Source organism: Pseudarthrobacter chlorophenolicus (assembly GCF_000962805.1).
GTDB lineage: Bacteria > Actinomycetota > Actinomycetes > Actinomycetales > Micrococcaceae > Arthrobacter > Arthrobacter chlorophenolicus_A.
In genome coordinates this window covers 113,185-137,256 of record NZ_JZTW01000011.1, presented here as the reverse complement: position 1 = coordinate 137,256, position 24,072 = coordinate 113,185, and the positions used below count along the sequence as shown (strand labels likewise).

The 24,072-nt window shown below is 65.8% G+C and carries 18 protein-coding genes; 7 read left to right on the top strand and 11 right to left on the bottom strand.

Going from position 1 to position 24,072, the window contains the following annotated elements; translation table 11 throughout:
* Window positions 1–156 precede the first annotated feature (156 nt).
* From ppsA to UC32_RS12670, 6 genes are all read left to right on the top strand, one after another.
* On the top strand, window positions 157–2,559 hold the full coding sequence (gene ppsA, locus UC32_RS12695) for a phosphoenolpyruvate synthase (protein WP_045731567.1): 2,403 nt from the start codon (window positions 157–159) through the stop codon (window positions 2,557–2,559).
* Complete coding sequence (locus tag UC32_RS12690) at window positions 2,559–3,410, top strand: pyruvate, water dikinase regulatory protein (protein ID WP_045731566.1); 852 nt, start codon at window positions 2,559–2,561, stop codon at window positions 3,408–3,410. Before ppsA ends, UC32_RS12690 begins: the two co-directional genes overlap by 1 nt.
* Window positions 3,411–3,478: 68 nt before the next feature.
* A complete protein-coding gene (locus UC32_RS21075; RefSeq protein ID WP_045731565.1) occupies window positions 3,479–6,799 on the top strand; it encodes a DUF5107 domain-containing protein in 3,321 nt (1,106 codons plus the stop codon).
* Window positions 6,796–8,145: a cellulase-like family protein gene (locus UC32_RS12680; protein WP_082072106.1), complete on the top strand. Its 1,350-nt coding sequence runs from the start codon at window positions 6,796–6,798 to the stop codon at window positions 8,143–8,145. The genes UC32_RS21075 and UC32_RS12680 overlap by 4 nt, the downstream gene beginning before the upstream one ends.
* Window positions 8,146–8,196: 51 nt before the next feature.
* The gene (locus tag UC32_RS12675; protein ID WP_235423660.1) at window positions 8,197–9,081 is read left to right on the top strand and encodes a helix-turn-helix transcriptional regulator; all 885 of its coding nucleotides are present in this window, start codon (window positions 8,197–8,199) and stop codon (window positions 9,079–9,081) included.
* Window positions 9,082–9,210: 129 nt separating this feature from the next.
* On the top strand, window positions 9,211–10,710 hold the full coding sequence (locus tag UC32_RS12670; protein ID WP_045731563.1) for an LCP family protein: 1,500 nt from the start codon (window positions 9,211–9,213) through the stop codon (window positions 10,708–10,710).
* Window positions 10,711–11,030: 320 nt separating this feature from the next.
* On the opposite strand, the gene UC32_RS12665 is transcribed toward UC32_RS12670, so the two are convergent.
* From UC32_RS12665 to UC32_RS12635, 7 genes are all read right to left on the bottom strand, one after another.
* On the bottom strand, window positions 11,031–11,633 hold the full coding sequence (locus UC32_RS12665) for a TetR/AcrR family transcriptional regulator (RefSeq protein WP_045731562.1): 603 nt from the start codon (window positions 11,631–11,633) through the stop codon (window positions 11,031–11,033).
* A 79-nt stretch (window positions 11,634–11,712) separates the two neighbouring features.
* Complete coding sequence (locus UC32_RS12660; RefSeq protein ID WP_052690579.1) at window positions 11,713–12,519, bottom strand: hypothetical protein; 807 nt, start codon at window positions 12,517–12,519, stop codon at window positions 11,713–11,715.
* A 23-nt stretch (window positions 12,520–12,542) separates the two neighbouring features.
* Window positions 12,543–13,409: an alpha/beta fold hydrolase gene (locus tag UC32_RS12655; protein ID WP_045731560.1), complete on the bottom strand. Its 867-nt coding sequence runs from the start codon at window positions 13,407–13,409 to the stop codon at window positions 12,543–12,545.
* Between the two features lie 49 nt (window positions 13,410–13,458).
* Entirely contained in the window at window positions 13,459–14,457 is a 999-nt protein-coding gene (locus UC32_RS12650; RefSeq protein ID WP_045731559.1) for an NADP-dependent oxidoreductase, read from the bottom strand.
* 129 nt (window positions 14,458–14,586) lie between these two features.
* The gene (locus tag UC32_RS12645; RefSeq protein ID WP_045731558.1) at window positions 14,587–15,297 is read right to left on the bottom strand and encodes an SDR family oxidoreductase; all 711 of its coding nucleotides are present in this window, start codon (window positions 15,295–15,297) and stop codon (window positions 14,587–14,589) included.
* 58 nt (window positions 15,298–15,355) lie between these two features.
* A complete protein-coding gene (locus UC32_RS12640) occupies window positions 15,356–16,432 on the bottom strand; it encodes an alkene reductase (RefSeq protein WP_045731593.1) in 1,077 nt (358 codons plus the stop codon).
* Window positions 16,433–16,999: 567 nt separating this feature from the next.
* Complete coding sequence (locus UC32_RS12635) at window positions 17,000–17,941, bottom strand: 2-hydroxyacid dehydrogenase (RefSeq protein ID WP_045731557.1); 942 nt, start codon at window positions 17,939–17,941, stop codon at window positions 17,000–17,002.
* 154 nt (window positions 17,942–18,095) lie between these two features.
* Between UC32_RS12635 and UC32_RS12630 the strand changes: the two genes are divergently transcribed.
* Window positions 18,096–18,644, top strand: a complete 549-nt coding sequence (locus tag UC32_RS12630; RefSeq protein ID WP_045731556.1) for a gluconokinase — start codon at window positions 18,096–18,098, stop codon at window positions 18,642–18,644.
* Window positions 18,645–18,736: 92 nt separating this feature from the next.
* Here the strand turns inward: UC32_RS12630 and UC32_RS12625 are convergent, their stop codons facing one another.
* The 4 genes from UC32_RS12625 to UC32_RS12610 are packed head-to-tail and all read right to left on the bottom strand — an operon-like array spanning window position 18,737 to window position 23,967.
* Window positions 18,737–19,558 (bottom strand): ATP-binding cassette domain-containing protein, encoded by an 822-nt coding sequence (locus UC32_RS12625; RefSeq protein WP_045731555.1) that lies wholly within the window; start codon window positions 19,556–19,558, stop codon window positions 18,737–18,739.
* 5 nt (window positions 19,559–19,563) lie between these two features.
* A complete protein-coding gene (locus UC32_RS12620; RefSeq protein WP_082072105.1) occupies window positions 19,564–21,327 on the bottom strand; it encodes a dipeptide/oligopeptide/nickel ABC transporter permease/ATP-binding protein in 1,764 nt (587 codons plus the stop codon).
* Window positions 21,320–22,372 (bottom strand): ABC transporter permease, encoded by a 1,053-nt coding sequence (locus UC32_RS12615; protein WP_235423659.1) that lies wholly within the window; start codon window positions 22,370–22,372, stop codon window positions 21,320–21,322. The genes UC32_RS12620 and UC32_RS12615 overlap by 8 nt, the downstream gene beginning before the upstream one ends.
* Window positions 22,373–22,389: 17 nt before the next feature.
* Window positions 22,390–23,967 carry an ABC transporter substrate-binding protein gene (locus tag UC32_RS12610; protein WP_045731553.1) on the bottom strand — a complete coding sequence of 526 codons (1,578 nt, stop codon included), beginning with the start codon at window positions 23,965–23,967 and terminating at the stop codon, window positions 22,390–22,392.
* Window positions 23,968–24,072: the final 105 nt, after the last annotated feature.

The window sequence follows — 24,072 nt, the reverse complement described above, 5'->3', positions numbered from 1 at the left end:
CGCCATACCCAAAGGCCGCTTGGGTGACCCTTCATTACGGCGCCCCGATGTCGCGTACATCACATCCATTTGCTTCTTTGGCGCACTCCTGACAAACCTTGCATCACATCTTTGATTAGCGCTTGTCAGCGCGTGCCCAATGGAGGGACACCACTTATGACTGACGTTCTCTGGTTTTCTGACCTCGGCCTGTCCGACCTCGACCAGGTTGGCGGCAAGAACGCCTCGCTCGGAGAAATGGTCCGGAACCTTGCCTCGGCAGGGGTAAAAGTACCGGACGGTTTCGCCACCACAGCCGATGCCTACCGGAGATTCCTCGCCGAATCCGGCCTTGATTCCCGGATTGAAGGCATTCTCGAAGGCCTGGACAGCGGCGACGTGGCCGCTTTGACGGTTATGGGAAAGCAGATCCGGGACCTGATCCGGGAGACCCCCTACCCGAAGGGTTTCGAAGAGCAGATCCGCTCCGCCTATGAGCGCCTCACCGGCAGCCACGGCGCCGACGTGTCCTGGGCGGTCCGTTCCAGCGCCACGGCCGAAGACCTGCCAGACGCCTCATTCGCAGGCCAGCAGGAGACCTTCCTGAACATCCGCGGCGTGGACAACGTCCTGCTCGCCATCAAGGACGTCTTCGCCTCGCTCTACAACGACCGTGCCATCGCCTACCGCGTGCACCACGGCTTCACCCACTCCGAGGTGGCGCTCTCCGCCGGCATCCAGCGGATGGTCCGTTCCGACGTCGGCGCGTCCGGCGTGATGTTCACGATGGACACCGAATCCGGCTTCAATGACGCCGTGTTCATCACCTCCTCCTACGGCCTCGGCGAAGCCGTGGTCCAGGGCGCCGTGAACCCGGACGAGTTCTATGTCCACAAGCCTGCCCTGGCAGCCGGGCGGCCCGCCGTCCTGAAGCGCGGCCTCGGTGAAAAGGCCGTCCAGATGATCTACACCGACTCTGCTGAAGTGGGCCGGACCGTGGACTTCGTGCCCGTGCCGCAGGACCTGCGCCGCCGGTTCAGCCTGACCGATGACGAGGTCCAGGACCTGGCCCGCCACGCCCTGGCCATCGAGGCGCACTACGGCCGCCCCATGGACATTGAGTGGGGCAAGGACGGCGTGGACGGTGAGCTGTACATCCTGCAGGCCCGCCCCGAAACGGTCGAGTCCCGCAAGGCCTCCGGAACCATTTCCCGCTACACCCTCGGCGAGCGGTCCGCCGTCCTGGCCGAGGGCCGCGCCATCGGCCAGCGCATCGGTGCCGGCCAGGTGCGCGTACTGACCTCCATCGACCAGATGGCCTCCTTCCAGGCCGGCGACGTCCTGGTGGCCAACATGACGGATCCGGACTGGGAACCGATCATGAAGAAGGCCGCCGCCATCGTCACCGACCGCGGCGGACGCACCTGCCACGCGGCGATCATTGCCCGCGAACTGGGGATTCCCGCCGTCGTGGGTACCGGCAAGGCCTCCCAGGTCCTCAAGGACGGAACCCCGGTCACCGTCTCCTGCGCCGAGGGCGAGGCAGGCTTCGTCTACGAGGGGCTGCTGGACTACTCCCTGCAGGAGACCAGCCTGGACACCATGCCGGAGGCCCCGGTCAAGATCATGATGAACGTGGGCACCCCGGAGCAGGCCTTCAGTTTCTCCAAGCTGCCCAACCACGGTGTTGGCCTGGCCCGCCTGGAGTTCATCATCAACCGGCAGATCGGCATCCACCCCAACGCCCTGCTGGCAGTGGCCGGGGAAATCGAGCGCCCTGCGTCCCTCTCGGACTTCACTGTGCGGCAGATCCGCGAAAAGACCGCCGCCTACGACGGCCCGCGGGACTACTACGTGCGGCGCCTGGCCGAAGGCATCTCCACGATCGCTGCGGCGTTCGCGCCGGAACCGGTGATCATCCGGCTCTCGGACTTCAAGTCCAACGAGTACGCCAACCTGCTGGGCGGCCCCGCGTTCGAGCCATCCGAGGAAAACCCCATGATCGGCTACCGCGGCGCGTCCCGGTACCTGTCGGACTCGTTCCGGCAGGCCTTCGAGCTCGAATGCGAGGCCCTGAAGTTTGTCCGCAACGAGATGGGCCTGACCAACATCAAGATCATGGTCCCGTTCGTCCGCACCCTGGCCGAGGCCCGCGGCGTCACTGAGCTGCTCGCCGCCAACGGCCTGACCCGGGGCGAGAACGGCCTGGAAATCGTGATGATGTGCGAGCTGCCGGCCAACGCGCTGCTCGCCGACGAGTTCCTGGAGTACTTTGACGGATTCTCCATCGGTTCCAACGACCTCACCCAGCTCACCCTGGGCCTGGACCGTGACTCGGCGCTGGTGGCCGAAGGCTTCGACGAGCGGAACCCGGCGGTCACCAAGCTCCTGGAGATGGCCATCTCCGCCTGCCGCGCCAAGGGCCGGTACGTGGGCATCTGCGGCCAGGGCCCCAGCGACCACCCGGATTTCGCCGAGTGGCTGCTGGCCCAGGGCATCAGCTCCATCTCGCTGAACCCGGACGCCGTGACGGAAACGTGGCTGCGCCTGGCCCGCACCAGCAACCAGCCGGCGGTCTAATGCCGGACACCCCCTGGCGGGACACTGTGGGGACGGGCAACCCGTCCGTCCCCACGGTGTTCTTCCTCTCCGACAGCACCGGCATCACCGCCGAGACGCTGGGCAACACCCTGCTCACGCAGTTTCCCGCCCAGCACCTGGAACGCCGCAGCATCCCCTTCATCACCACCGTGGAACAGGCGCAGGAGGTGGTGGCCGTCATTGACCGGGTAGCCGCCGCCGGCCCCCGGCCCATCGTCTTTTCCACCACGGTCAGCCTTGACGTCCGCGCCGTCCTGGCCCGCAGCCGCGGGCATTTCTTCGACCTGATCGGGACGCATCTTGGCCAGCTGGAGCAGGCCCTGCATGCCTCCGCCAGCGGCCAGCCGGGCCAGGCCCACGGGCTGGGCGACGCCGTGCGCTACCAGTCGCGCATGGCCGCCGTCGAGTACGCCATAGAGCACGACGACGGGCAGTCGCTCCGTGCGCTGGAACGCGCCGAGCTGATCCTCATCGCCCCGTCGCGCTGCGGGAAGACCCCCACCACCATGTACCTGGCCCTGCAGCACGGCATCCTCGCCGCCAATTTCCCCCTGGTGGAGGAAGACTTCGAAAGCCTCTCCCTGCCCAAACCCCTGCTGCCGTTCGCGCACAAATGCTTCGGGCTGACCTCGCTGCCGGTGCGGCTGAGCCAGATCCGCCAGGAGCGGCGCCCCGGCAGCAACTACGCTTCGCTGAACCAGTGCAGCTTCGAGCTGCGCAACGCCGAGGACATGTACCGGGTGAATGCGATTCCGTTCGTGAACTCCGCCTCGATGTCCGTGGAGGAAATTTCAGCCACCGTCCTGCAGCGGATGGAATTGCACCACTGAGTACACGATCGTCCATATACGCGCTCCTTAAAGCCATGGGAAAGAGCGGCGCAGCTTCATAGCCTGTAATGGTGACGAACGATGCCAAGAGCACGATTGTGCTGCCCGATGCCCCGCAGGACCAGCAGGAAATCCTGGCCGCAGGCGGAGTGGCCTGCTGGAGCGAACCGGTCCTGATCGATACCTATGCTCCCGGGCAGCCTGACCGGTATCCAATGTTCCTGGACCGGCGCGTGTACCAGGGCTCCAGCGGCAAGGTCTATCCGGTGCCGTTCATTGACAGCATCGCGGCGGACAAGGAGCCCCGGCTGTGGCAGGCCATCCACTTGGAGAACGAGTGCGTCCGCCTGATGCTCCTGCCGGAGATCGGCGGCCGCATCCACATCGGCTACGACAAGACCGCCGGGTATGACTTCTTCTACCGGAACAACGTGATCAAGCCGGGGCTGGTGGGCCTCGCCGGCCCGTGGATCTCCGGCGGGGTGGAGTTCAACTGGCCCCAGCACCACCGGCCGGCCACCTTCCTCCCCGTGGACACCGCCGTCGAGCGTTCCGCGAACGGCAGCGTCACCGTGTGGCACAGCGACCTGGACCCGCTGCAGCGGATGCGCGGAACCCACGGCGTGCGGCTCACGCCCGGCAGTTCGCTCATCGAGGTCGAGGCCCGCCTCCATAACCGGACCGACGAGCCGCAGACCTTCCTCTGGTGGGCCAACGTGGCAGCCCGGGTGCATGAGAAGTACCAGTCCTTCTTCCCCACGGACGTCACCCATGTGGCGGATCACGCCCGCCGCGCCGTCACCGCCTTCCCCCGGGCGGACCGGCCGTACTACGGCGTGGACTACCCGGCGCTGGCGGCAGGCGGCGGCCCCGCGGCGGGCCGGCCCGGCGCGGACAGGCTCGACTTTTACGCCAACATCCCCGTCCCCACCTCCTACATGGTGACGGACACCCGGGACAGTTTTTTCGGCGGGTACGACCATGCCGCCGATGCCGGGTTCGTCCATTGGGCGGATCGCAGCATCGCCCCCGGCAAGAAACAGTGGACGTGGGGGACCGGCGCCCTGGGTACCGCCTGGGACAGGCATCTGACGGACGACGACGGCCCGTACGTGGAGCTGATGGCCGGCGTCTTCACGGACAACCAGCCCGATTTCAGCTACCTCGCCCCCGGTGAGACGCGCACCTTCAGCCAGTACTGGTACCCCATCCGGCAGATGGGCCCGGCGCAGCAAGCGAACCTGGACGCCGCCGTCGCGCTTTCCCTTGACGAGGCGGGCCGCAGCGTCGCCGTGGGCGTCTCCGCCACCGCACGCCGGGACGCGCGGATTGAGGTCAGGCTCGGGGAGGTCACGCTTCACACCTGGACCGCGGCACTCTCGCCCGCCCACCCGTTCACCGCCACCCTGCACCTGCCCGCACCCGCCGCCGGCACCGATCTGACGCTGCGGGTCATGGACGGGAGCACGGAACTGATCTCGTGGACCCCGCGGCACCCCGTGGACAACGCCGAACCGTGGACGGCCACTGAGCCCGCCCTGCCGCAGGACATGGACAGCATGGACGAGCTGTTCGTCACCGGGACACACCTGGCGCAGAACCGGCATCCCACCCGGTCGCCGCTGCCGTACTTCGAGGAGATGCTTCGGCGCGATCCGCTGGACTCCCGGGCCTCCACCGCGCTCGCTGCCGCGAGGTACCGTACCGGCAACTATGCCCAGGCACGGGATTTGCTGGAGAACGCCCTGGCCAGGCTCACCCGGCGGAACCTGAACCCGCCCAGCGGGGAGTCCAGCTACCGGCTGGGCCTGGTCCTGGAGCGGACCGGGCACTTCGACGACGCCCGGGAGCGGTTCGGAAAGGCTGCCTGGGACCGGGCATGGGCCCATCCGGCGCACCTGGCACTCGCCCGGCTGGCCCTCCGTTCCGGTGACGCAGCCGAGGCGCTACGCTGCGCCGGCGCGGCGCTCGCAACAGACGCAACCAGCCCGGAGGCCGCGCACCTGAGGTACCTGGCACTGGAGCAGCTGGGGCGCCGGGCGGAGAGCACCGCGCTGCTGGCGGACATCCTGGCCGCCGATCCCCTGGACCCGGTGGCGCAGGCCTTGGCCGGATGCCTGCAGGTGGCCGATCCCAAGACCGGCGTGGCGGTGGCCTGCTGGCTGGCGCGGGCGGGGCAGTGGCAGCGTGCCCTTGACCTGACGGGCAGCGCGGATCCCACAGATGCACACGCGGCCTTCGGTAACCCCGGGCCGCTGAGGCACTACATGCGGGCCAGCTGGCTGGAGGAAATGCTGGACCCAAAGGCTGCCGCCGCGGAGCGTGCCAGGGCACGGCGCGCGGACCCCAGGTATGCGTTCCCGTACGGGCTGGACGACTTCGACGCGCTGCACCGGGCGCTCGACGCCGATCCCAGGGACGGGGTGGCCCGTGGGCTGCTGGGGTGCTGGCTGCTGGACGCAGGCCGTACCGCGGATGCTCTGGGACATCTGGAAAAGGCGATGACCCACGGGTCGCAGGACCCCGTGGTGTGGCGGAACGCAGCCCTCGCCACGGTGAACACGGGCGGGGATGCAGGCGTAGCGGACGGGTACTTCGGCCGTGCCCTCGACCTGGCGCCGGACGATGCCCGGCTGGTCTTCGAAAGGTCCGTCCTGGCGGAGGTCCGCGGACTGCCGGCCGGGGAGCGCCTCGCTGCGATCGAGCAGCACGGACCCGCCGTCCTGGACCGGGAGGACCTCGCCCTCCGCTACGCCAACCTGCTGACCGACGCATGCCGGGCCGAGGACGCGTTGAAGCTCCTGGCATCCCGCAGCTTCCAGCCCTTCGAAGGCGGTGAGGGCCTGGCGCTCGCGGCCTACGACAGGGCGGCCGTCCAGCACGCCCGGGTCCTGATGGAGGAACGCCCGACGGCGGCCGCCGCCTTGTTGCGGGACGGCATCGAGGCCCCCGCGAACCTGGGCGAGGGCCGGCATCCGGCGGACAGCATGGCCGAGAGGTTCGTGGCCCTGGGGGATGCACTCGAGCTCGCCGGGAACGCTGCTGCGGCGGAGGAGGCGTGGAACCGTGCACTCCTGCCGGGCGGGCCCTTGGCGGTGGACCCGCGTCCGGTGGGTCCGGGGGACTACTGGCGGGGCGTCGCCTACCTGCGGCTGGGGTTGCCGGATGGCGCCGAAGACGTGTGGCGGCAGCTGGACGCCCGGGCTGGCGAGCTGGACTCTGCCCCCGCGGCGCCGGACTACTTCGCCACGTCGCTGCCCGAACTGCTGCTGTTCAACACCGACACGGCCGGCTCGCGGGCTGCGGCGGCCGCGCAGCTCCGGCAAATGGCCGGCCAGGGGCGCCTGCTGGCCGCCCATGCCGGTACGAAAGAAGGGGCATCACTGTGACCGAAAAGCTGGAGACCACAACGTCCGGGACTGACGGACCCCGCTACCTGGGGTCCGGAACCGTGGAGGGTGACACGCGCTTCCTGACGGGAGTGCCGCCGTCGCACCTTCCTGCCCGGCTGGCCATCACCCTCTGGGACTTTTCCTGGTACACCCGCGCCGAGGACGGCGGCCCGTACGCGGACCTCGACGCTGCGTGTGCTCGGGCGGCTGAGCTCGGATATAACGCCATCCGGATCTGCGCGGCGCCGCTGCTGCTTTTCGGCGGGCTCGGGCTCGACGCGCTCGCGGAGGACCTGGAGATCGAGGGGCTCGGCACGGCGCCCGACGGCGAAATCTACGGCCGCGGTACGCGCTGGTACGACGCCCCCGGCGGGTACCGGCTGAACCTGCTGGAGCGCCTCATCAGGTTGTTCGACGCCGCGGAACGCCATGGGCTGGTGATCCTCCTGGCCAGCTGGGAGTACCAGCAGTCCCCGGTGTTTGCCGCCTCCCCGCAGTGGTTCGAGGCGATCGACGCCGTCCCGCTCAAGGACCGGTACCGGGTCCTGGCCGATGCGTGGGACCGGCTGATCCGGTTCCTGACGGCAGCCGGGCACCGGGAGCGGATCGCCATGGTGGAACTGCACAACGAGGTGGACTTCTCCATCCTCCCAGCGCTGGCCGACGGCGGCACGGAGCAGGTGCAGCGGCTGCAGCTGCTGCACCCGGACCTGCTGGTGACTGCCAGTTACGGCAAGCCGCCGCACCTGGCCATGCATACCGTTCCGGAGGGCCTGGGTGCGGCCCAGTTCCACGTCTACAGCTATGGGGTGCTGGACGCGCTGCAGCAGCGGATCGACATCCGGTCCGAGGGGACCGAAGGCTTTCCCAACGCTGCCCTGCGTGCGCTCCTGCGGGCCGACGCTCCCTCGCTTGCTGAGTACGGGCGGCTGGCGGCGTGGAAGTACCGGGCCACGGTGGTGACGGACCAGATGTTCTACGGCTACGACTGGATCGATCCCGCGGCCTGGGACGCCTGGCTGGATAAGGAGTACGGGCCGTACCGGGAGGTGATGCGGCGCGAGATCGAATCGCGGGTGGTGGCGATTGCCGCCTGGGCCAGGTGGAAAGACGTGCCCGCGGTGGTGGGCGAGGGGTGGATCGGCTACACGCCGCTGCTGGGCGGGTTCGAGGAGGGCCCGGCGGGGCGGGATCTGGCCGAGCACGGCATCCGCACGGCGCTGGAACACGGTGTGTGGGGGATGGTGCTGTGTTCCAACGCAGCCCCGCACCACCCCATGTGGGCTGATGCCGGGTGGCAGCGGCACATGAACGATCTGATCCTCAATTTCCCCGCCGGCTGAGCTTTGTTGCCGCGCTCCGGCGGTGCATGGCCGTTCTATTATGGACATTCCGTGACGGAAGGGGCTGGGTTGGCGAGGGCCACCGGATTCCAGAACCAGCGGCTGGTGGTGGTGCCCCGGCCGCTGGTCCGCGATGCCCTCAGCCGTCCCATCACCCGGCACCTGGTGGTCACCGACGCCGGCGTCTTTCCTGCAGCCGCCGACCATGGCCGGCACCGGCCGGACGGCGCGGAAGAAACCATTGTGATCCTCTGCGTCGCGGGCACGGGGTGGGTGGAAACCGGCGGGGTGCGGACCGCCGTGGGTGCGGCCGCCGCCGTCGTACTCCCCGGCGGAACCGGTGAAGCGCATGCGTACGGTGCGGCCGAAGGTGACCCGTGGACCATCTGGTGGTGCCATGTGCGCGGTGCCGACGTGGCAGACCTGCTGGACGGGGCGGGCGTGCGGGGCGCCCAGGTCATTCCGCTGGTGGCGGTGGACCGGCTGACAGCGATGCTGGACGAGATCATCACCGCGCTGGAGAAAGACCAGTCGCCGGCCAGGCTGATGGCCACCGCCGGGATGGCGTGGCGGCTGCTGACCGCACTGGCCATCGACCGCCGGCTGCCGGAGAAAGGGACTCCGCTGCAGCAGGCGATGAACTACTTGGCGGAGCGGGTGGATGGCTCGGTCCGCCTGGCCGATCTTGCGGCGCTGGTGGGGGTGTCGTCGTCGTACCTCAGCAAACTGTTCCGGGAGGCGACGGGCGGGGGAGTGCTGGCGCACCACACGGCCTTGAGGATGGCGCGGGCGCGGCTGCTGCTGGACACCACTGACCTGCCCATCGCCGAGGTGGGCCGCGAGATCGGCCTGCAGGACCAGTTCTACTTTTCCCGCCAGTTCCGGCGCCTGCACGGGGTGAGCCCCAGCGCGTACCGGGCGGAGAGTAAGGGGTAAGCCCATTTTTCGGTTGCGTTGCTGAGGTAACCATTCAGCAACGGATCCCGGGCTGTCCGCGGAGGGGCGTGGAACGCGGGGCCGGGCCTTGTAGCGTGGAGCGCGGTCAACCCCCGAAAGGTTTTTCTGTTGGACAGCACGCCCCGCTCCGAAAACTCCGACCCCGCGGCTGCGCGCTACCCGGGCCAAGGCAAGCTGACCGAGGGGAGTGCCAAGTATTCGCGCAGGCGCGCGCCGCGATGGCTCCTGGTGGTGGGTGCCTCCGTTGCTGTGCTGCTCGTGGCTGCCTTGGTGTTCGGAGGCTATTGGGCTTTCCGGCTCCAGTCCAACATCAAATCGTCGGCGCTGGGGGCCGGCGGCCAGCGGTCCGAAGGCCCGGTGGATGACCGGACGGACAGGCTCCAGGTCCTGATCCTGGGAACCGACACCCGGGACGGGAAGAACGCCGCGTACGGGACGGCAGACCAGTCCTCGGGGTACGGGCAGTCGGACGTCATGATGCTGCTGGACATCTCGGCCAACAACCAGGACGTCAATGTGATCAGCTTCCCGCGCGACCTCCTGGTGGACGTGCCGTCCTGCCAGGACCAGGACACTGACCGGCAGTATGGGGCGCGGCCGGGGGCGATGATCAACAGTGCCATGGCCGAAGCGGGAATCGGCTGCGCCGTGGACACTGTCAACGAGGTGACCGGGTTTGAGATCGACCACTTCATGATGGCCGACTTCAACTCGGTGAAGGAGCTCTCCAACGCCGTGGGCGGAGTGGACGTCTGCGTGGATGCCGCAGTGTTCGATCCCGATTCCGGGCTGCGCCTGCCGCAGGGGACATCGAGCGTGCAGGGGGACCAGGCGCTGGCGTTCCTGCGGACCCGGTACGCCTTCGCGGACGGCGGGGACCTGGGCCGGATCCAGGCGCAGCAGGCGTTCCTTGGCTCGCTGACCCGCAAGCTCAAGGATGAGGGGACGCTGCGGAACCCGCAAAAAGTCCTGGGCATCGCCGACACCGTCACCCGGAACCTGACCGTGGACGACGGCCTCGCATCGATTCCAGCCCTGCTGACCATTGCGGACCGGCTCAAGAACATCGACCCGGCGCGGGTGAACTTCATTACCGTGCCCACCGTTCCGGCCGCAGACCCCAACCGCCTGCAACTCTCCGAACCGGCGGCGGGCAACCTGTTTGCAGCGCTGCGGCAGAGCGCGGACCTGGACGGGCCGGCACCGGCTCCTTCGGGCGCTCCGCCGGCAGAGGCTCCCTCGCCGGGCTACGACAGGTCGCTGCAGCCGGTCCTCATTGCCAACGGCACCACCGTGCCCGGCCGGAGCCACGACCTGACCCCCATCCTCACCAAGGCCGGATTCACCAATCTCAGCCGGATCGAGGCGCAGCCCGCCGATGAGACCACCATCTACTACGGGCCCGACTTCGACGACGTGGCCGCGGACGTGGCGGCACTTTTTGGCCTCCCGGCGTCCAAGGTCCAGGCGGACCCTTCCGTGTACGGCGTGCAGCTCTACCTGGGCATCGATTTCACGTCCGGCACCAAGCCTTCCGTTACAGAGCCCAGCGCCCGGGACGTGGTGGCCCAGACCGCCGAAGACCAGAAGTGCCAGGCTGTGCGTTAGTGAACTTGGGTGAGGTTGCCGGGTTTCCGCCTGCCTGTGTCCGATTAGGGTCTGAGACCTTTCGGATGGGGCGTCCGCAAACTCAGAATTGAACCCTATTCTGACGCCCTTTTCCCTGGGTGCCTGACGTCAGGTTGGGGTGTGCTTCAGCTTGCCGTCGTCAGCCCCCGCTGACGACGGGAGGCATAGGTGGTTGCCTGCAGATACCAGTGATCGCGTCGGCGACTGCCGGCAGTGTCGCCCACAATGGTGGGGCCGGAGGATAGTCTCACCATCGGCTACGAATGAACGGCTACTGAACGCGCTGAGTTGGCGGAACGTTAGCGGGGTATCACTAGGCGGATTTGTGTCCTGATCTCCTGTAGCAGTGCCTCGTTGTCCAATGCGGCGTTCACGCTTGTGGCCATGTTGATAAACATGATTGCTGAGATGACGCGCGCCGCCGTCGCCGCCTCTGCTGCATCGGTGGATTGGCTCTGGGTGAGTATGGCGGTGATGGCTTCTTCGGTTTGAGCGACGATCGTCAGGGCTGCGCTGTGGTGCGGCTCTGTGGGGTCACCGAAGACCATTTCCCGCAGGTAGAAGCGTCCGTTGTCGATCTGGGTCCTGTTGCACTCCACGATCGGCCGCACGATGGCCATCACCGCGTCCAGGGCGTTTTGGATGATTGACGCATGTGAACGGCCTCGTTCGAGGGCTTCGGCATAGTGGGCGTTCTGGACAAGAAGGAGGAGTTCGCCTTTGGTTTTGGCGTAGAGGAACAGGGTTCCGGTGCCGATATCGGCTTTGTCGGCGATCTGCTGGGTGGTCACGTCTTCGACCCCGTATTCGGCGAAGAGCTCTGTAGCCGCGGCCGTGATGCGGTCCAGCTTTTCCTGTTTGTTCCGTTCGCGCCGTCCGAGGGGCTGGGATGTGACGGGCATGGTGCTTCCTCTGGGCCTAAATGACTGGACTCAGTAATGAGTATATCGAGGCTGTGGGCCGGTCCGGCGGCGGCTGCCTCTAATCCTCGTAGTGGGGAAGGATCCTGCCGTGCTTGACGTATGTCAGTGCTGCGTCAACGTGATAGGCGTGGACGGCCGACGTGACCGAGGCCAGTTGATGGGAGAGGTCCCGGACAGCAGCACTGCCGAAGAAGGCATCGAGGGCTGCGGGGTCGGCGGATCCCAGGATGATGGATGCGTGGAATCGTTGGTCTGCTGGGTTGTCGTGGGCGACGTTGGGGGTGTTCCACATTTGTTGTATCCATGGCATGAAGGACTGAGTGCGCAGTTCCTTCAGCATGCCGGTATTTATTAACGCGGGAATGAGTGTGTTCTTCACTGTCCGCCTGAATTCGCCTGCGCGAACACCCGAGCGGCGGCGGACGTAAATGATCGCGCGTGCCCCGACAGTCTCGTCCGGGGAGCCAACGTCGTACCAGCGGGAGGTGTTGGGCGGGCCGGCGTAGAGAAGGGTGCGGCGGAAGACGTTGACTTCGTCTTTGTACGCCAAGGCGGTCTGCTTGCGTCCTTTGAGCGGCGAGAACGCGGTTTGAAAGGTGACTTCGGCGATTCCGTCGATCTTCCTATCTGCAGGGATGGTGGTCTCCACCCCCGTGGTTTCGGGCCAGAGGCCGGGGTTGTGTTCGGCGAGGTGGATCTGCCGATACTCGTCTAACCCTGGTGTTGCGGAGATGATGCCCGAGTGGGGGCTCTTCCAGTAGTCCATGCCCGTGTGGCGGGGCTGGTCATTTCGTACCCACAGCAGGACCGAGGAGGTGAAGTGCTTGGTCATGTGGGGCTGGGCTGTTACCGGTGGGGTACTCATGGTGCCTTCTTTCGCGGGCGTGGTCAGGGGGTGAGGAAGTCGACGACGGCGGGCGCGAATGTGGCATGGTTCTGGAAGATACCGCCGTGGCCGGCGTCGGGGTAGATGATAAGTTCGGATCCTTGAATGCGGCGGTGCAGGTCTTCGGAGAGCCCCGAGGGCACCATTCGGTCATTGTCGCCGTTGGCGATCAGGGTGGGCTGATCAAGGTGGGACAGGTCTGACGGTGCCGAGCGGCCATACTTTTGGATTGCCTTCAGCTGCGTCTGGAATGCGCGGGTGCTGATTGACTTATCGCGGTTCTCGGTCCGTTCCTGCAGGCGCTTAATGAAGGCTTTCGCAGCGGACTTTCCGTTGGAGTTGCGATTGAAAAACAGGAATTCCTTGGGATCGGACCGGGTGAGCGCTGCCCGGAGGATGTCCCAGTAGGTGGTGCCGATCACCTTGTCGATGTCCTTGCCGCCACGGGGACCCGTTCCGGTCAGGACGAGCTTTCGGACGAGGCGGGGATGCTTGACCACCAGGTCTTGGGCGATCATGCCGCCCAATGAGAAGGAGAAGATGTCTATCTTTTCGAAGCTGAGGGCCTTGATGAAGGTGTAGGCGTCGTCGGCCATTGCTTCGATGCTGTCGGGTACGTGTCCGGTGGACGCGCCGACACCTGGCTGGTCGAAGGTGATGACGTGGCGGTTCCTGGCGATGGCGTCGATGATCCTTGGATCCCAGTTGTCCAATGTAGCTGCGAGGTGGACTAAGAAGATGACCGGGATCCCGCCCTTAGGCCCCAGCTCGCGGTAGGCGTAACTGACGCCACCGGCGGTGACGCTGCGGGTAGGTGCCTTCGCGTAGGAGGTGATGGCCGGTTCGTGTGCTGCGTAGTTGTTGTCCATGGCGTTCGTTCTCCTTGGTCCATGTGGGTGAAGATGGCCGGGCGGTGGGTCAGTTTGTGACGGTGAGGACAGCTTTGCCCCGGAATCCACCTGCGGCCATGGACTGCAGTGCTTCAGGAGCCTGGCTGAAGGTGAAAACCTTTCCGACCATGGGGCGCAGTACTCCGGCGTCCACCATGGCGCTGATCTGGCGCAGTTGGTCGCCGCTGGCGCGCATGAAGAGGAATTCATAGGTGACGTGGAGCTTCCGTGCCTGCCGGCGGATCTTGCTGCTGAGTGCGGCGATCGCCAAGCGCAGCAGGGGATTGAGGCCTGCTGCGCGTGCGAACGCAGGGTCGGGCGGGCCGGAAATACCTATCGCCTTCCCACCGGCCTTGAGGATACGGAGGGACTTCTGCAGGTTCTCTCCTCCGAGGCTGTCGAGAACCAGATCATATCCGCTGAGGAGTTGTTCGAAGTCCGCAGTGCGGTAATCGATAACGATGTCGGCGCCGAGGTCGCGCACGAAGTCGGCGTTGGCACTGCTGGCGGTTGTTGCAACGGTCGCGCCGAGATATTTGGCGAGTTGGATGGCGATGGATCCGACCCCGCCGGCGCCGGCATGGATGAGAACTTTTTGCCCGGGTTGCACGTTTCCGCGTTCTACGAGGGCCTGCCATGCCGTGAGCGCCACCAGGGGCAGTGAGCCGGCTTCCTCCATGCTGGCCGATACGGGCTTGAGCGCAAGGTCGTCCTCAGCAATGGCGATGCGTTCAGCGAACGTGCCGATGCGGTCCTGGCGCGGACGGGCGTAAACCGCATCACCGGGCTTGAACCCCGACACCTTCTTTCCGACGCTCAATACGGTGCCGGCGACGTCGTTGCCGAGGACCAGTTGGAGCTTGTAAGGAAGGATCTGCTTGAACTCGCCCAAGCGGATCTTCTCGTCCAACTGATTCAGGCCGGCAGCCTGGACCTGCACCAGCACGTCCCGCTCGCCTACGACAGGTTCGGCTACCTCGGCTTCCTGGAGGGGTCCTTTGTACTTGCTGATAACGAATGCCCGCATGCCGCGCAGCTCCTTCTAGTGAATGACTTAACTCAATTATGAGTGAACTCATTTTTTATGTCAAGAGGTGATGAAAATGCACCGTGGTGACGGGGTGGCCGCATCACCACGGTGCGGCAGTTGTTGCTACTACTTGCTGGCCGCAAGTTGCGGGTAGACCGCCTCGATGGGGGCGCTGAGCCCGGCCTTGAGCTGCACCGATGTCTCGTCGGCGAGAACTTCATACTCGCCGGCTTCGACGGCGTTCAGTACCGTAGTCACCAGTTCGGCAGGGTCCATCTTGGGGTCGGTGGCGTGTGCGGCCATCGCCGTATCGACATAGCCGACATGGACGCCCACCACATGGACGCCTGCAGGGGCGAGTTCCAGGCGCAACGAGTTGGTTGCCGACCAGAGTGCGGCCTTGGTGGCACTGTAGATGCCACCGACGGCGTACCAGCTCATGGCGGAGTGGATGTCGATGATCGCGGCGTTTTCCTTGGCTGAGAGGATCGGCGCGAAAGCGCGGGCCAGGAAGAGGGGGCCGAGGAAGTTCGTCTCCACGTTGGTGCGGATCTCCTCATCCGTATGGCTCAGGATGCCGAAAGTTGCCACGGACGCTCCAGCGTTGTTGATCAGTACTGTGACATCGCCTGCAGTCTCGACGGCGGCCTGTATTGACGCCGGGTCTGTGATGTCCAGGGTCAGTGGGACGATGCGTTCGTCCTCCCAGGTCCGGGGCGTGCGTGCGGTCGCATAGACCTTGCTGGCGCCGCGCGCCAGGGCCGCGTGGACGAAGTGGGTTCCGATGCCGCCGTTTGCGCCGGTGACGAAGACGACTGCTCCATGGAGTGAGTGCATTTCAAGAACTTTCTGTGGTGATTTTCCATCCGCGCCGGTCGGCCGGGATAGGGCGGGATTAGGAGTGGGCAAGGGCCGGGTAGTCGGTGTACCCGGTTGCCCCGCCGACGTAGAGGGTGCTGGGATCCACCTCGTTCAACGGGGCGTTTAGGCGCAGGCGCTCAACGATGTCGGGATTGGCCAGGGCGAAACGGCCCAACGGGGCCACGTCCGCAAAGCCGGCCGCGACGTCGTCGGCGATCTGCTCGCGGTTCCGTCCGTAGCGGACTACAAGTACCGCCGTCGGCCACATCTTCCTGAGGGTGCGGAGCAGTTCGTCGTCGCCTACATGGTGAAGATGCAGGTATGCCAGGTTCAGGGACGCAAGTTCGCCGACCAGGTGCCGGTATTGGGCGCGGACGCTCTCGGTGTCTCCTTCGTCGATTCCGCCCAGGGGCATGGCGGGGGAGAGGCGAATGCCAACCCTGTCGGCTCCGATTTCCTCGGCTATGGCCTCTGCGAGTTCGATCACGAACCGCGAGCGGTTCTCTATCGTTCCGCCATAGGCGTCGGTGCGGTGGTTTGCGTTGGGGGAGAGGAACTGGTGCAGGAGGTAACCGTTAGCCCCATGGATTTCCACTCCGTCCGCGCCGGCTGCGATGGCCGATGCGGCGGCGTGGCGGAAGTCATCAATGGTGGCCCGGATGTCAGCCGCACTCAGCGTCCTTGGTGTCGGCGTCTTTTGAGGCCCGTTCGGCGTGAAGATGTCCTGCCCGGCGGAAATGGCTGACGGTGCTACGGGCTGGCGGTGGTGGGGAGTGTTGTCCGGGTGGGACATGCGTCCCGCATGCATCAGCTGGATGAACACCGCCCCGCCTTCCGCATGGACTGCTTCTGTGACGTTTCGCCAGCCAGCTACATGCCCGGGCGTGTAGATTCCCGGCGTGTTCGCGTAGCCCTGACCGTCTGGAGAAGGCTGCGTGCCCTCTGTGATGATCAATCCCAGGGAGGCGCGCTGGCCGTAGTACTCGGCCACAAGGCTGCCCGGCGTGCCATCCGGATTGGAACGGTTGCGGGTCATGGGTGCCAGTGCCAGCCGGTGGGACAGGTCAAGGCGGCCAAGAGTCAAAGGTTGCCATAGTGCGGAAAGGGTCATGGAGTGGTCCTTTTGCGTTCGATGTATCAGTGCATCACCGCTGTCCAGCCACGTGGCTGTCATGGAGGCTCAGGTTTGCTGCGCATCCATGCGTCGGTGATTACACTCATAACTGAGTGCGCTCAGGATCTATTCCCATGAAGAATGAAGGGGGCGAGGAGTCGAGCAACCTAATAAGTGCCTGCCTTGGATTCAGGTCAGAATCCACGGGGGCTTATGAGCGGCGGGCTTCATAATCGCCCCCCGGCCTACCCCCAGCATCATTCAGCGGTAGCCACCAGTCGGGCCGAAGGCTGCCGCCTCTGCGGCACCTCTGCCGTAATCCCCAACCGACGTGTCCTTGATCCCCACTGCCGGCGCCCGGCCTGCCATGGCGGGGGCCGGTCCGTCCTGTGGCATCTGTGCGCCACGGGGGAGGATGGGCCCCACACGGTCTTCAAACTTCCGATGGACGAGGGCTCTGCTTTTCATGACTGTCATCAATTCTGCGTCGGATGGGTCAATGGGCGGGGTGGGGATTGGTTCAGGGGCGAAGCACCAGCAAAAGGTCCCCGGACCAAGCGGCTGTCAGAGCCGCCCTTCCTGGACAAGGTTGGCCGGCCTGCCGCCACTGGCCAGGGTTGCCAGCTGCGCGGCCAGAAACTTCACGATTCGCGGCTCAAAGGCTGAAGCGTTGCCTCCGATATGCGGGGTGATCAGGGCGTTGGGGCTGGCCCATAGCGGGTGGTCGGCCGGCAGCGGTTCCGGGTCGACCACGTCCAGGGCGCAGTGCAGCCGGCCCGCGACGACTTCTGCGGTGAGCGCCGCAGTGTCCACCACGGGCCCGCGGCCCACGTTGACCACCAGGGCGCCGTCCGGAAGTGCTGCCAGGACGGCGGCGTTGACCAGTTGGTGCGTGTGCTGGTTCAGCGGGGTCACGGCCACCAGGATGTCGTGGGTTGCGGCCAGCGCTTCAAGTTCGGTTGAGGCGTGGATGTACCCTTCGCTGTCGTCCCGGGCGGAGCTTCCCACGCGGGTGATCTCCACCTCGAAGGGCTCCAGGCGCCGGGCTATCTCGTGGCCGATTCCGCCAACGCCGACCAGCAGCACCCTGCGGTCTGCCAGCGAGGACCGGCGCTGCGGCTTCCAGGTCCCTGTCTGCTGGTTGCGTACCGCTTCGTCGATGCCGCGGAGTTTCGCGATGATCAGGCCAATGGCGAGTTCTGCCGTGGCTGCGGCATGGACGCCGGAGGCGCTGGACACCGCAGCCGCGGGGCCGGCCGCTTCCGGAACGCCGTCGAAGCCCGTGGACTGTGTCTGGACGAACTTCAGGTTGGGCGCCTCGGCCAGCGAGCCCAGGACGGCGGAGGCATCAATGTAGGGCAGGATCACGCCGTCGATCCCGGGCAGGTCAACTCCCTCCGGCTCAGACTTCAAGTCCCAAACTGCGGCCTCGATACCGGCCGGCAGTGGCTGGAGCTTGGCGAGCAGTTCCCGGTCCGGGAAGGTGATGGTACGAACTGTCTGCATTGGGTGCGCCTCGTTGATAGTTGGACCCAGATGGAGCGGCGTCGAACGAAAAATCCGTTGACGTCCCCGCCGCCAATCTGAGAAACTTTTCTCATGTGTGACAATCATCGCACTTCGTGCAGATGCAGGCAAGAGTTCAACGGAGGCAATTCAAATGAGTGCTAACAGCTGCCCGCCCATGGTGGTGATGGGCGTCTCGGGGTCCGGCAAGTCAACGGTTGGTTCCCTGCTGGGCCGGGCGCTGGGGGTGACCTTCATCGACGGCGACGATCTTCACCCGGCCGCGAACAAGGTGAAGATGGGAGCGGGCAGTCCGCTGAATGACGAGGACCGCGCACCTTGGCTCCAGGCGATTGGACTGGAGCTGCAGTCCGGTTCGGACAAGGGACGCGGGGTAATCATCGCGTGTTCAGCCTTGAAACGGCGCTACCGGGATGTTCTGCGCCATCATGCCCCGGAGGTGTTGTTCGTGCACCTTGACGGGGCCATGGATACGCTGGCTCACCGGATGGCGGCCCGTGACCACGAGTTCATGCCTGCCTCCCTGCTGGCTTCACAACTTGAGGCACTGGAACCGCTTGGCGCCGACGAACGGCACATCCTGCTCGACATCCGCCTGTCGCCAAATGAGCTCGCAGGAGCCGCTGCCGCAGCTGTCCGGGACATGGCAGGAGCAGCAATAACGACGACGGCGGGCGGCTAGGCGTTTCGCCGCCCTAAACACGGCAGGCCGCAGCCGTTGCGGTTCCGGGTGTCCGGAACCGCAACCACTGCGGCCTGGTATGGCGGGTGCCCCTACGCCGCTGCCTGGCGGCGCTCGCCGATGTCGAACCCCGGTCCGCCGGGCACAGAATCGATCAGCTTACGGGTGTAGGGGTGCCGGGGTGCGCCGTAGACGCTGTCCACGTCACCGAGTTCCACTACCTCGCCGTGGAAAAGCACCATGATGTCGTCACTGACGTGATGCACCACGTCCAGGTCATGGGAGATAAATGCCATGGTCAGGTCCAGTTCGGTGCGTAGCCGGCTGATGAGGTTGAGGATTTCAGCCTGCACGGAGAGATCCAGGGCTGAGGTGATTTCGTCGGCAATGATCAGCCGGGGTTCCACCGCCAGGGCGCGGGCGATGGCTATGCGTTGCCGCTGCCCGCCTGAGAACTCGTGCGGGTACCTGGTGGCCACGTCGGGGTCCAGCCGGATGGTGGACAACCAGTGCGTAATCCTGTCGGTGTGCAGCCGCGGGTTGGAGCGGACCGGGTCGATCGCCTCCGCCAGGGTCTGGCCGATGGTGCGGCGGGGATTCAAGGACGAGTAAGGGTCCTGGGGGATCATTTGGACTTCCCGCCGCATGGCCCGGCGTTCTGCAGCGGACATCCGCGAGACGTCCTTGCCGTTGACGGCAATGCTTCCGGCGCTGACGGGGTTCAGCCCCACAATGGCTTTGGCCAGGGTGGACTTGCCCGAGCCGGATTCTCCGACGATGCCCAGTGTCTTGCCCCGGAGGATGGCGGTGGAGACGCCTTTGAGGACTTTCGCTGCGGAGTGCCCGGAACCGAAGGTGACCTCGAGGTCGCGGACTTCCAGGACGGGGGTTGCGGGCGTAACAGAGCTTGTCATGGCGGCTACTCTTTTCCTTCCGAAAGCACTGCGGTTGACGGAACCTCATCGGGAACCTCGTCGTAGGTAAAGTCCTCGGCCCGGACGGAGACAAGTTCGGCTTTCCGCTCGGCGATGCTCGGCGTCGCGGCAAGCAATGCCTTGGTGTAGGGGTGCCGGACATCGCCGGCCGCCAGCTGTGCGCCGGTGAGGCGTTCGAGGATCTTTCCTCCGTTCATCACTATGACTTTGTCGCACAGGGCCTGCACCACGCCGATGTCGTGGGAAATGAACAGCATCGCGGTGCCCATTTCCCTGTTGATGGTGCGGAACTGCCGCAGGACGTCCGCCTGGACGGTGACGTCCAACGCCGTGGTGGGCTCATCGGCGATGATCAGCCGCGGGTCGGTAACCAGGGTGGAAGCGATCATGGCGCGCTGCAGCATGCCGCCGGAGAGTTCGTGCGGGTGCTGGCCCATCCGGGTTTCCGGCTGGGTGATGCGGATGTCCGCCAGGGCTTTGACCATCCTTCCGTAGGCCGCCTTCCTGGACTGCCGGAGATGGACCCGGCTGACCTCGGTCAGCTGGGAGCCGATCCGCAACGCGGGGTTGAAGCTGGTCCCGGGGTCCTGGTAGACAAGCCCGATGGACGTGGCCAGCGTGCGCGGATCGTTCTTCTTCCGCAGGTCCAGCTCGCCCAGCCGCAGCGAGTGCGCCGTGACGGTGAGCTCCTCGGGCAGCAATCCGGCGATGGACATGGCGGTGAGCGACTTGCCGGACCCGGACTCGCCCACCAGGCCCACCACTTCGCCGGGATGGATGCTCAGGGAGACGCCCTTGACCAGCGGGACGCCGTTGGGCGTGCTGACCGTGAGGTTGTTCACCTCCACCAGCGACTGGGTGTCCGCCCGCAGCGAGGCCGGCACTTCAGAAGCTGTCTTGACACTGCCAAACTTCCGTCCGCCCCGGGGGTCGGTGGCCGCGGCCAGCCCGTCGCCGATGAGCATGGCGCTCAGGCCCGCCACGGTGATCATGATCGAGGGCATCACGGCCTGGAGCGGCTGCGAGTAGATGTTGACCAGGGACTCGTTGAGGAGGCGGCCGAAGTCGTACTCGGGGTTCTGGACGCCGAGGCCGATGAACGACAGGCTGGAGAGCTCGATCAGGGTGGTGGCGAACACCGTGGCGGTCAGCACCAGCAGCGGCTCGGCCATGTTGGGCAGCATATGCCGGGTGATGATCCGGGGACCGGGGACTCCGAGCAGCCGCGCGGTGGAAACGTAGTTCCGCTGTGAGATCGAGGCTGCCATGTTGGCGGTGAGGCGGGCGAACGCCGGGATGCTGGCAATGGCGATGGCAAGCACTGCGGACCATGCGCCCTGCCCCAGGATCGCGGCGATAAGAAGGGCGAAGATCAGGCTGGGGTACGCGACGGCGGCGTCGATGACGCGGAGGACAGCGTTGCGGATCCTGGGCGGCGCCAGCCAGATGAATGTGCCAATGAGGATGCCGCCGACGACGGCGATCACCGTGGCCGCAGCGGTCATCAGCAGCGTGAGCCGGGTGGCCACCAGGGAGCGCGCCAGCACGTCCCGGCCGAAGTCGTCTGTGCCGAGCCAGTGCCCGGGCCCGGGCCCCTGGGACGGGTTGGCTGTGAGCTTTTCGGCGGCATCAGAGAGGAACAGGGGCGCAAGGAGGCCCACCAGTACCATCGCGGTCATCAGGACGATGCCGAGGACGAGGCCGGGCGTCCAGCGGAAGCGGCGTTTCGCGGGGTGGTTTTCAGCCATGTGACTTTCCCCCTCCGAGGGTGCGCGGATCGATGATGCCGAGGATGACATCGACCAGCAGGTTGAGGATGATGGCCAGGAAGCCCAGGACCAGGATGATGCCCTGGATGACGGGGTAGTCCTTGTTGATGATGGCCGTGACGATTTCCTTGCCGAGGCCGGGCCAGTTGAAGACGTTTTCGATGATGATCGCGCCGCCGAGCATGCCCGCAAGAACGAGCCCGGCAAGTGTCAGGGTGGTGGTCATCAGGTTGGGCAGCGCGTGACGTGCGTAGAGCCGCAGGGCCGGAAGCCGCCAGCCGCGCCCTGTCCGGAGGTAGTCCTGCTCCAGGACGGTCGCCGTTTCGCGCCGGACCACGCGGGAAATGGAACAGATCGGCGCGATGGAGAGGCCCACCACGGGCAGGATCAGGGAGCTCAGGGTCGCGGCGCCGGCCGCGGGCAGTACCTTCAGGACAATCGCGAAGACCACCACCAGCATGGTGGCAATGACGTACTGCGGCACGGCCTGGAAGAAGCCGGTCAGCATGCCAAACCCCACATCCATCCATTTCTGGCGGCCACCGCGGGTCATGATTCCAACTGCCATTCCGGCGGGAATGGAGACCAGCAGGGTCACCAGGATTCCCAGGATGGCGATCTCGGCTGTGAACGGCAGCTTTGTGGCGATGATGGTGGACACGGATGTGCTGTACGCGAAGGATTCACCAAGGTTGCCGGTGACCAGGTTCCCGAGGTACTGGATGAACTGCAGGTGCAGCGGCTGGTTGAGGCCCAGGTTCTGCCTGATCGCTTCGATCTGCTCGCTGGTGGCGTCAGCGCCGGCAACTGCCACCGCCGGGTCGCCGGGGATCAGCGGCACCATGAAGAAGGTCACGACGACGAGAAGGGCCACGGAGAGCACCACGCCGCCGGCGCGGCGAAGGGCGTAACTGCCCCAGGGCGAGAGCCCCCGGGGGGTACCCCGGGAGCCTGCGGCGGCTCCCTGGGTCCGGCTCTCCTCAAGGATTACTGCTTCCTTGGAGAGCATTGTAGGTTCTGTCATCTTCTACGAACCTCTACTTACTTAGTGATCCGCAGGGTGCCGTAGTCGACGATGCCCGACGGTGCCTGGATGGAGAATCCGGGGCGCTGGGCGACGATCTGGGGTTCGCCCACGAACGGGTAGATGTCGTTGTCTTCCAAGGCGCTGATCTGTGCCTTCGTGTAGGCGTCGCAGCGCTGGGCATCATCGGTGGCGGCCTGGGCAGCTGAAATGTCGGCAAGGATGTCGGCATTTTCGCCGCCGCCGATGTTGCGCCCGCCCTTGTCCGTGGGGACGCCGGCGATGCGGGTAAGGGAGGCAGCGACAGTTCCAACAAAGTTGGCGTCGCCCTGGACCGTCATGTCCCAGGTTTCAGGCTTGGTCTGGGTCATGGTGGCCCAGGTTCCGTTGTCCACGAGGTTCAGGTCCACGGTGGCACCGGCGGCGCGAAGGGCCTCCTGCACATAGGTGCTTCCGGCGCCGTTGGGGCCGATGCTGGTGGTGCCCACCATCTTGAAGGTCTTTCCGGCGAGCACAGCCTTGGCAGCGTCGGCGTCTTCCTTGGTGATCCGGGAGCTATCTTCAAGGGCGCAGGCGACCGTGGGAGCGACGATGGAGTTGTAGGTGATTCCCTTGTTGGCGTAGGCCGCGGCGTTGAAGGCTTGCTGGTTCATCAGCTGGGCCACCGCCTTGCGCAGGGCCGGATCGGTGAAGGGGCTTCCCGGGCGCTGGTTGAAGAGCAGGAAGATACCGGCGAAGGGCACAGTGGTGACGGTGTAGTCCTTGTTGCCTTCAAAGCGGGCCGTGTCCGCCGGCGCGATGTCGGAAACGTCCATCTCACCGGTGAGGAGCTGGTTGGCCACCGTCGTCTTGTTGACGCCGGGGAAGAACCGCACGGTCTTGGCCGGGGTTCCTTCCGGTTCCTGTGACCACTTGGGCCAGGCTTTGTAGTCGTCGCGCAGGGTCATGTCGTAGCTGACGCCGTGGCTGGCCTTGGTCAGCGTGTACGGGCCGGAGAAAGCACCTTGTACGGAGCCCTTGGCGAGCCCGTCAAGGTCGGCAAGTCCGGCGGGGCAGATGATGCCGGTCTGGGCCAGGGTCAGGCCGCCGATCAGTTCCGACCAGGGCTGGGCGAGCTTGATGTCTACAGTGCCGGCCGCGTCGTCGGCGGTGATGGTTGGCTGGCCGGGGCCAAAGACCAGCTTGCCGAAGTTGTTCTTGGTGGCGGGATCGGCGAAATAGCTGAGGGACTTGGCCACGATGCCGGGCGTGATGACGGTGCCGTCGGCGCAGGTGGCGTCCTTGCGGATGGTCAGTGACGCCTCGGTGGCGGTTGACTTCCAGTCGGTGGCCAGGCCGCCGATGAACTTGCCGTCGGCATCGCGCCGGACCACTGTGTCGTACAGGAAGCGCGCCACCTCGTAGTCGTCCTTGGCGTTGGCCTTGGCAGCGTTGAAGGTGGTGGGGTCCGCGTTGAGCGCGGTCCGGATGGTGTCCGTCGATGGGCCTGCGCTGCCGGCAGGGGCGGCAGCACCTGTGCTGCCCGTGGTGCAGCCGGTCAGCAGCAACGCTGCGGCCGCCGCGGCTGCGCCCAGGGCGGTAATTCGTCCGTGCATGGTGTCTCCTCGATACAAGGGGAAATCTGCGAGAAAGTTCGCGAATGAGAAGAGTTTCTCTTATTGCAGGAGTCAAGTCAACGGAAATTTGTGAGCTGACACACG